Here is a 12,287-nt window from a genome sequence, read left to right as displayed (position 1 = left end):
TTTATTTATGACCAGTTCGAACCAATCTATGCAAAAAACTGATGTCAATCTGTTCGATGGCGAAGAAGCCAAAGCATGGATTAAAGCGCAAGCATTGGCTTTAGGATTTTCTGATTGTGTCATTGCTCGACCAGATGCTCAACACGAAATTCCGCGTTTAAAAGAATATTTAAAACGCGGCTATCATGCAGACATGAATTTTTTAACGGAAAACTTAGATAAGCGCGCAGATCCTAGACTTTTAGTTGCACATACTCAAAGTATCATTTGTGTCCGTATGAATTATTTAGTTGAAACCCCTAAACCCAGAAACATTCCTGATTTACCTAATCAAGGTATCATCGCTCGCTATGCACGTGGACGTGATTATCATAAAGTACTTCGTGGACGTTTAAAAATATTGGCCCATAAAATCAAAGAACGATATGGTGAATTTGAATCAAGGCCTTTTGCGGATTCTGCACCTATTTTTGAAAAATCACTGGCAGAAAGTGCGGGGATGGGATGGACAGGAAAACATACTTTATTAATTCATAAAAAAGCAGGTTCATTTTTTGTTTTGGGTGAACTATTTACCTCGTTAACATTACCCTTTGATACAGCAACAACACAACATTGTGGCTCATGTCATGCATGTCTTGACATTTGTCCAACGGGTGCAATTGTCGAACCTTATATGCTGGATGCTCGAAAATGTATAGCATACTTAACCATTGAATATAAAGGGATTATACCAGAAGAGTTACGTAAGCCAATAGGTAACCGGATTTTTGGTTGTGACGATTGCCAGTTAATTTGCCCATGGAATCGTTTTGCCCAAAAAACCACAGTTGAAGATTTCTATCCACGTCATCAACTTGATCAACTGACCTTACTCGAATTATGGCAATGGGATGAAAATCATTTTTTAAATAAAACAGAAGGCAGTCCTATCCGTCGCACAGGTTATCAAAGCTTTATGCGTAATATCGCCATTGGTTTAGGCAATGCAGCATATTCCAGCCTGATTATCTTAAAATTACAAGCACGACGGGAACAACATGATGAAATTGTGCAAGTCCATATTGATTGGGCTATACAGCAACAGCGTAGTAAGGCACCTATTATGGTATCAGAATAATTAAAAAATATGATTATCCAGAACTCAACAAAATTAGCAAAATAATGATTTTTTCATTACCTATTCAAAGCAAAACCAATATTTGAAATAAATAATATTGTAAGTAAATAGCAATAAAATAGGTTGATTTTGTAAACAATTAAACTATTTTATCAGAAAAATAATTTATCTTTTTTGATTGATGTTTTTGCAAAATTGATATAATTTGCCTTCACATCATAAATAATCAATGTAAAAATATTACTAAGTTTTACTCAATAAATTATGGACTTTTAAAATGAAAATAAAGAATGATTGGACCCGTGAAGAAATTCAACGTCTATATCAGCTTCCTTTCTTGGATCTGGTTTTTGAAGCACAACGTATTCACCGCGAAAACTTTGCTGCCAATACAATTCAAGTCAGTACCTTACTGTCTATAAAAACAGGGAAATGTCCAGAAGACTGTAAATATTGCTCACAATCTGCCCACTATGACTCAAAATTAGAAGCAGAAAAACGCATTGCTGTAGAAAAAGTAATCGATGAAGCTAAACAAGCTTTAGCACAAGGTTCGTCGCGTTTTTGTATGGGTGCTGCATGGCGTAATCCGCATGAACGAGATATGCCTTATGTGCTTGAAATGGTAAAAGAAGTTAAAAAATTAGGATTAGAAACCTGCATGACACTGGGTATGCTTAACCAATCTCAAGCAGCACGCCTAAAAGATGCCGGTTTAGATTACTATAATCATAATTTAGATACATCTAGAGAGTATTATTCACATATTATCAGCACACGTACATTTGATGATCGACTTGATACACTTGATCATGTTCGTAATGCAGGAATGAAAATTTGTAGTGGTGGTATTTTAGGATTAGGAGAAAGCCAAGAGGATCGTATTGGATTATTGCATGAGTTAGCAACCTTAGCGATTCATCCTGAATCTGTACCTATTAATATGTTGGTTCCTATTGAGGGTACCCCCTTACAAGATGTAGAAAAACTTGATGTAACGGAATGGATTCGTACCATCGCAGTGGCACGTATTCTTATGCCTAAGAGTTATATCCGACTTTCTGCTGGACGAGAGTCACTGAGTGATAGTGATCAAGCCTTAGCATTTATGGCTGGTGCCAATTCCTTTTTCTCAGGGGAAAAATTATTAACGACACCGAATGCGGGTGAAGGCAAAGATAAAGTCTTGCTTAAAAAACTAGGTTTACAAGTTGAGCCAGCAAAATTAACGATTCAAGAACTCAGTATTGACGCCATGAGTGCCTAATCAGCACCTATCTTAGATGATTAAAGCACTGTAAATATGCTATGACTACTGATTGATGATCATCTTAAATCTAATGGAATCATGATTTAACTGAATCATGATTCCAATTTAGATTATTTGGGTTAAGCAGAATTTGGAGATTTTTTATTGATCGCAAATGTAATCGCTAAAATAGCGTTATTTCAATTCAATACATTAATAGCGCATTACTGACGAAGTGTTTATTTTATCATTTCTTTTAGAAATACTTATGCTTAAAATACACATAAAATCATACATATAGCTTACATATTAATCCAAGTAAATGATTTTTTAATCTCTATAAATCTTTATAAATGATTGATTTTATATCACTCTATTTTGCATGAGATCACAGGATAATAATCGTTATTTTATTTAAGTATAAATGGGTTTAATTTCTCTAAATTTCAAGATAAAGCTACTATTAGCATAAAAAAATAAGTGTTTTTAGCACAGAGTATTCATTATTTATCCACGTCACTAATAGATTATATGTATAACAAAAGACCTCTCAACGATTAGTAAAGCTAATCGTTTTTGCCACATTGCTCCCAAAATGTGGCTTTTTTTATTATAGAACATCATATTTTACTTTCTAGCATAAAAAATATGGATTAATGGTTTTCTTTTTCAGAAAATACTGTTTAGGTATAATACCATCTTAAAACATCGTATATTGATGCAGCAAAATGATTAGCTTAAAATATTTTATTCAATAATACAGATACAAACAAACCAACATTATGCCTGATTAGAAAATGGACAAACATGAACGCTCTTTTTGAACATACTTTAACCATTTTTATGGCTTTTTTTGCGATTATGAATCCCATTGCAAATACAGCAGCTTTTGCTGGATTAACAGCCAATATGGATGCTGCCCAAAAGCAAGCGATTGCCTTAAAAGCCTTAATTATTACCTTTATTTTAATTTGTTTATTTGCATTACTTGGTCAAAAAATCTTTCATTTATTTGGTATTACCTTACCCGCACTTCGTATTACAGGTGGTATTTTAGTTTTTATTATTGGTTATCATATGCTGCAAGGTGCAACGTCAAACATTCACAAATCCAATCACCTTGATGATGATCGAGATATTGCAATTTCTCCACTCGCAGTACCATTATTGGCAGGACCAGGAACCATTGCCACAGCAATGAGCTATTCAACCAATGGAATATTGCAAGACTTAGTCACTATTGCCGTATTTTTTATTTTATGTGTGATTACATATATCTGCTTCCACTTTTCCAATCAAATCATCAATAAAATAGGACAAAGTGGTTTAAGTATTGTGACCAGATTAATGGGACTGATTCTCGCTGTGATTGGTACTCAAATGTTTATTGATGGCATACAAGGCGCCTTTAAATTTTAAAAAAACTGATAGTCAAACAAGTATCATCACCATACCATCAAATGCTATGAGGACATGTTCTACCCTCATACCTAATCTAATAATATTAGAGATTATCTTAAGCTTGCCTTTACTAGAAAAAAATCGGGCTCTTTTTTAACATTGCACGCTCACGAAGCGTATTTAAATATTTTTCAATACTGGGATGTGCTTTTATTTGGCCCATTTTAGACTGAAATAATAAATATGCTCCCAGATAAACATCAGCAGCAGTAAACTGTTCACCACATAAATAAGGAGATGCTTCGGTTAAAGTACGAATCAGTGCCTCATAAGCGGTGTCATAATGACCATATCCCACATACATCGAAGATTAACATGGCCTGATGATCAATTCAGTCTAAAAAACTGTTTGTATCAAACCATATGACTCTTCATCTCATTATCTGATGAATCATTGAGCTAATTAAATACCTCAATCACTCTAACAAACTAAAATAGAACGCCATTTTACTTGAACATGACGCTCTATTTTCTCAAGAAATCACTTGACCTTCTGCTTAATAGTCTTGAAGACTCAAGCTTTTAAATCACGCTTATCAATCCACAAAAATATGTCTCGTTTAAAATTTCCATTGCATAGAAATAGATGCATTAATTGGATCTCCAGGTTGAATCCACATTTCACTATAACTTTCGACATAATAAGTTTTATCAAATACGTTATTGATATTCAATTGATAACGATATCTATCATCTGGTTCATAATATGCATTTAAGTTAATGACTGTATAATCTGGCAATTCAAGATTTCCCTGATCATTTTGCGTGCCATTACGCTTTCCAACATAAATGGCATTCGCTCCAATCCCTGCACTACGGGCCCCCTGTGCCAATAAGGTATAATTCAGACTAAGGTTGACATTATTACGCGGAATACTATTTAAATAAGTCCCCTTAGCAATATAGGTGTCTTTGGTGATAATTGCATGCGTATAGGTATAGTTAAACCATAAGTCTATCTTTTCAGCCAGCTTCGTTTGAAAACTTAACTCTACACCTTGACTGGTTGCCTCACCAGCAGCGTATTGATAACTTGGATCATTTGGGTTAGTGGTCAATGCATTACGTTTTTTCATATAAAAAACAGCTAATCCAAGTAAACGATTATCTGCTGGTTGATATTTTGTTCCAGCTTCGTAACTTTCACCTTTTTCTGGTGCAAATACATGACCATTTATATCGGTTCCTGTATTTAATGCAAATGATCGTCCATAGTTACTATAAAAGGAAAGATTATCATTCAACTTATAATTAAGACCGACTCGTGGTGAAATCTCATTCAATGATTTATGAGAATAAATATTATTCAGGTAATTATCTAATTTTTGTTTAACATGATCCAAACGAGCACCAAATACAATACTCCACTGATCATTGAAGAACATGTGATCTTGTAAATTCAATGCAACATAATCTTGTACTTCATGGGTATTGCTAAATAATCCCATTTCTTTTGGATAATGGCCATATTGTGGATGATTGATATTAATCTGATTGATACAGTATCTTTTCGGATTAGAATATCCACCGTTAAGTTGTCCTGCACGGCCATTATCACAACGATATTGATGCTGATCAAAAACCAATCGACCCAGTTCTATACCAGCCAAAATCTCATGTTTGGCCCACGATGTATCCATCTGACCGAGAAGTTCAGCTTGTATCAACTGATCTGTTGTATGGGTATAACGCTGTCGTCGTTGTCGATTTAGTATTTCACCACCAGCCTCAAAACTGCGTGGCTCATTTGAACTTCCTGTAATTTTACCCTGCTTATAGCTAATCGCACTGTTGAGCATCCACTCATCACTCAATCTATGTCGTAAATGCAACTGATAAAATTGATCACTGACTTTATTTTGATCTGCTTCGGGCTCACCTGTATAGGTTTCTCTATCCATTAAAATTTGACCATGATAAGCACTAATACCACGATCAAACAATCCCTTCTGATGTGTAATTTCACTATCGAAGTAAAGTTCAGTCTGATCTGAAATCTTCCAACTGAGCTGTGGTGAAAAGAACCATCGATTACTATTCACATGATCTCTAAAACTCTTTTGATCTTCATGTGCAAGAGCAAATCGATACGCAATATCCGCATTAATTGGAGCAGTATATTCAAAACTTGTCCGGTACTTTTGATCTGTATCCGCACTAAAATATCCGATTCCTTGTGATTGCCATTGCGGTTTTTTGGCCGTAATATTCACTAAGCCCCCCATCTCACCACGACCATATAATGCTGTGGCTGGCCCTTTTAAAAATTCAATAGCTGCAATATTGACTATATCACGTGGTGCACTCAATCCACGGTTTACGGTTAAACCATTACGAATTACTGTAGCACTCATATTAGGATCACTACTAAAACCACGTATAGAGTAGTTATCCCAGAATCCACCACCATAATTATTTTGTGCATATACACCATTAACCAACTGAATCGCTTCATCAATCCGTTGTATATTTTGTCGTTGTATAATGGTTTCAGATAACATACTACGACTAAATGGAACATCAGTTATATCGTGTGCAAATTTTGTTGTAGCAGATGTGATGCTGTCACTTTCTTGTGGATCTGCTGCTTGTAACGTGATTGTTGAAAGCACATTGATGGATTGATTTTCTCCCCAGCTTAATGTTGCAAATAAGCAAAGCCCCAGCGAAAAAGAAATAACTGAAAATTGGTGTTGCATAGAATAGCCAAGTAAAGTAAAACATCATATATGCAATAATATAACATTACATCCATGGATTTTATAGTGATAATCTCATTGAAAGATTAACGATAATTATAGTAAGTAAATGAATAGGTTATAAATTAATCAGTATTTTCTATACACCATATATCAAATCAAATGCACATCATTGATATAGCATCTATAACCGATATCAGATTTACCTCAAATACAGATAAATCATTACAAGATGATGCTCTCCATCATTTGCCTATACGCTATTTCAAAGACAATCATCTATTTCATTTTGTAGAATACGCATCAATTGCTACTAATCGATATCCCTAAACTTAGTGAATTCAATCACAATTAAAAAGTCTTTTAATATCAAAAGGATCTATCTATATTAATTATGTTTTTTTATATGACAAAATTGTTTCACAATGATAAAAGTATTTTACTTTATTACACTTATATTTTAAAAAATACTAAACTCACTAATAAAAATCGATATTTACTCGTATATGTCGTCATTAAAACTGTAATACAAAACATATGCTTTATAACAAAAAAGCGCCTTTCTTTAAATTAAGGAAATATTATGGCAGCAACAAATTCATCAGTCAGCGCAGCTGGTGATCCTGCAAACAAAAAGCAGTCATCAGATGAGCAAAAGAAAAATGATTCCAAAACTTTAGATGCCCAGGCTATTCAACAAAAATTACAGGAGCTCAAAACGATTCCTCAAGGTCTAACCAGCACTGAAGCACAACAACGCCTCACGCAATATGGCCCGAATAGTATTGAAGCACATACCGAAAGTAAATGGAAAAAGCTACTTGGATACTTTTGGGGTCCTATTCCTTGGATGATTGAGGTAGCTGCACTCATCTCATTATTTCGTCAAGATTGGCCAGACTTTGCCGTGATTACACTACTATTGCTCTATAATGCAATTGTTGGATTTTGGCAAGACAATAAAGCAGCCAATGCACTGGCTGCCCTCAAACAAGGACTGGCAGCTAAAGCACATGTCTTACGTGATGGTAAATGGCTCTCTGTAGATGCAGCGCAAGTAGTGCCCGGTGATATCGTGACTATTGCAGAAGGCCAAATTCTACCAGCCGATCTGATATTACTTTCTGGCAAATATCTTTCTGTCGATCAAGCTGCACTGACCGGAGAGTCTTTACCCGTATCAAGGGGTGTCGGTGACACTGTATTCTCTGGCTCAATTGCACGACAAGGTTCTATGACTGGTGTCGTCGTTGCGACAGGTAATAATACTTTCTTTGGCCACACTGCTCAACTGGTTGCAACTGCAGGAAGTAAATCTCATGCTGAAGAAGCCGTACTCAAAATTGGTGACTTCTTAATTATTTTAGCTGTAAGCTTGGCCGTAATTTTAATTGGCGTACAAGTTTACCGTGATATTGTCACTGTTGGACATTGGGAATGGAGTGAAGCTGGAGCGATCGCCCAATTTGTTCTGGTGTTATTGGTTGCATCTGTTCCTGTGGCCATGCCTGCGGTAATGTCTGTTACCAAGGCGCTCGGTGCAATTACGCTATCTAAACAAAAAGCGATTGTTTCTCGTCTTTCCGCAATTGAAGAGCTTGCCGGCGTTGATGTGTTATGTTCAGATAAAACTGGTACACTTACCCTCAATCAACTGACCTTACAACAACCAATTGCTTTTAATCATACTTCAGATGACGATCTTATTTTAGCAGCGTGTTTGGCCAGTCAAAAACAAAGTACTGATGCAATTGATCTGGCTGTTTTCAAAGGGCTTAAAGATCCAAAACAATTAGATCAATATAAAGCAGTTGATTTTATTCCATTTGATCCCGTCAGTAAAAAAACTGTCGGTATTGTTAGCGATACAAGCGGCAAAAAAATACAATTTGCCAAAGGTGCACCGCAAGTCATTGGTCAGCTTTGTGGCTTAGGTGAACAAGCAACAACGGATGCAACATCGAAGCAATATTATGATCAAGTTGATCAACTTGCTGCGCATGGTACACGGGCTTTAGGTGTCGCACGTTCCGATGATGAAGGAAAAACTTGGTCATTATTGGGAATTTTGGCCTTACTAGATCCGCCACGTCCTGATGCCAAAGAAACCATTGCACAAGCTAAAAAACTGGGATTATCTGTAAAAATGGTGACTGGTGATGATGTCGCAATTGGTGCAGAAATCTCACGTCAATTGGGTCTTGGTCAACATCTCCTCAATGCCAGTGATGTATTTAAAGATAATCAAGATCCAAATAATATCAGTATTGATACTGCGCGTATGGTTGAAAGTGCTGATGGTTTTGGACGTGTATTCCCTAAACATAAATATGAAATTGTCAAAGCATTACAACAACGTGGTCACATTGTCGCTATGACGGGTGATGGTGTAAATGATGCACCAGCACTGAAACAGGCTGACTGTGGTATCGCAGTGAGTGGTGCAACGGATGCGGCTCGATCTGCTGCAGCAATTATTTTGACCGCACCAGGACTATCAACCATTATTAGCGCCATTATGGAGTCTCGCCGCATTTTTGAACGTATTACATCATACGTTTATTATCGTGTGGCAATGACGATGGCAATTATGTGTGTAGTGGTTTTATCGTATATTATTTTTGACTTACAACCCTTAACTGCCATTATGATTGTGGTGCTGGCTTTATTGGATGATATTCCCATCATGACGATTGCCTATGACAATGTCAGCGTCAACCAAGAACCTGTGCGCTGGAATATGCATCAAATTATTTCGTTCTCATCTGTGATGGGAATCATTGGCTTAGCACAAAGTTTTGGTATGGTATTGCTCTGTAAATATTGGATGAATAATGCTGAATTAATGCATCGTATCGCCATGAGTGTTGATCACTTACAAACTATGGTATTTTTGCAGTTAGCAGCAGGAGGTCAATTATTAATCTTTGTAGTTCGTAATCGTGGCTCTTTATTTGCTCAGCCCTTACCCAATTCTAAATTAATACTGGCCATCATACTTACACAGATTGTGGCTATTTTACTCTGTACTTTTGGCATTTTTGTTCCAGCCTTACCATTAGAACTCATTGGTGTTGTTTGGATTTACGTGATTATTTGGCTCATTCTTGCCAATCTCATTAAAATCGGCTACTACAAATTTATGTATCGTCGTACACCGACAGCATCATCTTAATTTGAGTTGAATATCTTATTCATAAGATATTCAACTTTAAAAATAAATCGAATATTTAACCGATCAGGGTGAAGTAAATTTTTTAGATGATAAATATCTCTTTACCTTAAAAATAATAGAGCTATTTCAACTATATAACAGCTTAACCTTCACAACATTAAACAGAATAAGAGTATTTAAATTATGAACTTATATGAACAACTGATTGTATCACCTGACAGCAAAATTAAACTCAAAAAAGTAGATCCAGCTTTTCATGGGGACTATAAGAATGAAAAAGAAGCCGAGGAAGTACTGGCAAAACATATGGCAAAAATTAGCGAATTACAGCGTAAATTATATGGTGAAAAAAAGCATGCTTTACTGATTGTGCTTCAAGGTATTGATGCTGCTGGAAAAGATGGTACTTGCTGGCATGTTGTGCGGTCAATGAACCCTCAAGGCACTTCAGTACATGGATTTAAGCAACCAACACCCGAAGAAAAATTACATGACTTTTTATGGCGAGTACATCCACATGCCCCTGGTTTAGGTGAGGTTTCTATTTTTAATCGCTCACACTATGAAGATGTACTTGTACAACGTGTACATAATATGGTGCCTAAAAAAGTATGGTCACAACGCTATGACTATATTAATAATTTTGAACAACTTCTCCATGCTAGTGGCGTAACAATTTTAAAATTTTTCTTATATATTAGTCCTGAAGAACAACTAGAACGTTTTAAACAACGCCTAGATGATCCAGCACGCCAATGGAAAATTAGTAATTCAGACTATACTGAGCGTCAATACTGGGATCAATATATCGAAGCCTATGAAGCTGTGCTACAAAAATGCTCTCCAAAACATGCACCTTGGTTTATTATCCCATCCAATCACAAATGGTTTCGCAACTTAGCTGTTTCTGAAATTATTGTAAAAACGTTAGAAGACATGAAATTAAAACTGCCTGAACCTGAAGTTGATTTGGCAGAAATTCGTAAAGAATATCATGCGGATAAAAAAGAAAAACTTAAATAAAAATAGGATTGATGACTCAATCATATTTTTGATGTAACAACATCTGAGAGGCCAAGAGATATCATCTTGCAATCCATAAGATACATCATTGGTCATCTCGGAATCTAAAGATATTTTTATCTCTGTATAAAGGCAAAACCAATGAATATGACCCTCATAATTTTTCTTTTGGTCTATCTTGCCATGGGGCTAGGCAAATTGCCTGGATTTAAAGTTGATCGTACAGGTGCCGCTATTGTTGGTGCTTTAGCCATGCTGGCAATCGGCAAGATCTCTGCACAAGCAGCATGGAATTCGATTAGTTACCAAACTATCAGCCTCCTATTTGGTTTAATGGTCGTCTCTGGTGCTTTCGCTGTTTCAGGATTCTATGCCTGGGCAGCCAATAAAGTGGCAAATCTTAATATTAGCCCATCAAAGTTACTGGCTGTATTTATTATTGTCAGTGGCATACTTTCGGCAATTTTAACCAATGATGTCGTTGTCGTTGCCATGACTCCGCTGTTAGTTTCTATTACACTTGCACGTGGTTTAAACCCTATTCCCTTTTTATTGGGCTTTTGTTTTGCAGCGAATGCCGGTTCTGTGGGGACATTGATTGGTAGTCCACAAAATATGATTGCCGCTCAAGCACTCAATGTATCATTTATTGAATTATTAAAAGTCGCAGGTCTTCCTGCTGTTATTTCCCTTGTGATTGTATGGGGAATTTTATCTTATATGTTTAAAGATAAATGGACCATCAAAAAGACCGCAACGGTTAGTCAATCCACGATGGTTCAACCTGAATTAGATATTGCAGAAACCATAAAAGCTTTTATTGTTACTGTGGGGACAGTAATCCTTTTTATTATTAATATTTGGCCACAAGAAATTGTTGCTCTCACCGCTGCGGGCATTTTACTGTTAAACCGTAAAGTAGCATCTGATGACGTGCTCAAGCAAGTAGATGGTAATTTGTTATTATTAATTATGGGACTTTTTATTGTCAATGCTGCTATGGCAACCACTGGATTACCACAAGCATTATTACACGATTTAAATCATATGGGATTAGATTTAAATCATCCTTTATCATTATTTATTACCAGTGCAGCGCTCAGTAATATTGTTGGTAATAATCCGGCAGTAATGCTATTGGTACCTTATCTTCAAGCAGGTGCAAGCAATGCTGATGCACTTTGCGCTGCCTTGGCATTGGGTACCGGCTTTTCCAGTAATATGGTCATTTTTGGTAGTTTGGCAGGTATCGTCGTCGTTGAACAAGCCAAAAGATGTGGAATTCAAATTTCATTTATGGATTATGCCAAAGCAGGAGTTCCTGTTTCTTTTGCCTGTTTATTTTTATCGGCATTTTGGGTCTATTTTCTTTAAAAATTAATCTACTTATGCATATCGCCACTGTATAGATGATATATGTGGCGAATATTGAAATTAATATGAGTTTGGTACAAAAATGCTGATCAAGAAACTAAATATTTAAGTTATCTTTAAATGATTAAAAACTGATTTTTCTCAAATATCAATTGATATCCAGCTTAAAGTATTGTTCTGTTTAAT

At 35.9% G+C, this 12,287-nt stretch carries 8 protein-coding genes; 6 read left to right on the top strand and 2 right to left on the bottom strand.

All coding sequences use genetic code 11. The features are described 5' to 3' along the window. The first annotated feature begins 7 nt into the window (after nt 1-7). The 3 genes from queG (at nt 8) to QSG86_RS10230 (ending at nt 3,788) form a co-directional block, all read left to right on the top strand. Entirely contained in the window at nt 8-1,120 is a 1,113-nt protein-coding gene (gene queG / locus QSG86_RS10240; RefSeq protein ID WP_317031395.1) for a tRNA epoxyqueuosine(34) reductase QueG, read from the top strand. 277 nt (nt 1,121-1,397) lie between these two features. After that, nucleotides 1,398-2,387 carry a biotin synthase BioB gene (gene bioB, locus QSG86_RS10235; RefSeq protein WP_317031394.1) on the top strand — a complete coding sequence of 330 codons (990 nt, stop codon included), beginning with the start codon at nt 1,398-1,400 and terminating at the stop codon, nt 2,385-2,387. A gap of 789 nt (nt 2,388-3,176) precedes the next feature. Next, entirely contained in the window at nt 3,177-3,788 is a 612-nt protein-coding gene (locus QSG86_RS10230; protein WP_317031393.1) for a MarC family protein, read from the top strand. A 112-nt stretch (nt 3,789-3,900) separates the two neighbouring features. Here QSG86_RS10230 and QSG86_RS10225 read toward each other — a convergent pair whose 3' ends face one another. Both QSG86_RS10225 and QSG86_RS10220 read right to left on the bottom strand, forming a co-directional pair. Then, nucleotides 3,901-4,128 carry a glutathione S-transferase family protein gene (locus tag QSG86_RS10225; protein WP_317033348.1) on the bottom strand — a complete coding sequence of 76 codons (228 nt, stop codon included), beginning with the start codon at nt 4,126-4,128 and terminating at the stop codon, nt 3,901-3,903. A gap of 262 nt (nt 4,129-4,390) precedes the next feature. Further along, complete coding sequence (locus QSG86_RS10220; protein ID WP_317031391.1) at nt 4,391-6,529, bottom strand: TonB-dependent siderophore receptor; 2,139 nt, start codon at nt 6,527-6,529, stop codon at nt 4,391-4,393. A gap of 583 nt (nt 6,530-7,112) precedes the next feature. Between QSG86_RS10220 and QSG86_RS10215 the strand changes: the two genes are divergently transcribed. From QSG86_RS10215 to QSG86_RS10205, 3 genes are all read left to right on the top strand, one after another. Then, nucleotides 7,113-9,704 (top strand): plasma-membrane proton-efflux P-type ATPase, encoded by a 2,592-nt coding sequence (locus tag QSG86_RS10215; RefSeq protein ID WP_317031390.1) that lies wholly within the window; start codon nt 7,113-7,115, stop codon nt 9,702-9,704. Nucleotides 9,705-9,887: 183 nt separating this feature from the next. Continuing rightward, nucleotides 9,888-10,727, top strand: a complete 840-nt coding sequence (locus QSG86_RS10210; protein WP_317031389.1) for a polyphosphate kinase 2 family protein — start codon at nt 9,888-9,890, stop codon at nt 10,725-10,727. A 141-nt stretch (nt 10,728-10,868) separates the two neighbouring features. Continuing rightward, nucleotides 10,869-12,101 carry an SLC13 family permease gene (locus QSG86_RS10205; protein ID WP_317031388.1) on the top strand — a complete coding sequence of 411 codons (1,233 nt, stop codon included), beginning with the start codon at nt 10,869-10,871 and terminating at the stop codon, nt 12,099-12,101. Nucleotides 12,102-12,287 lie beyond the last annotated feature (186 nt).

Source organism: Acinetobacter sp. SAAs474 (genome assembly GCF_032823475.1).
In the GTDB taxonomy this organism is placed as follows: Bacteria; Pseudomonadota; Gammaproteobacteria; order Pseudomonadales; family Moraxellaceae; genus Acinetobacter.
This window is presented reverse-complemented; position numbering and strand designations above follow the sequence as displayed.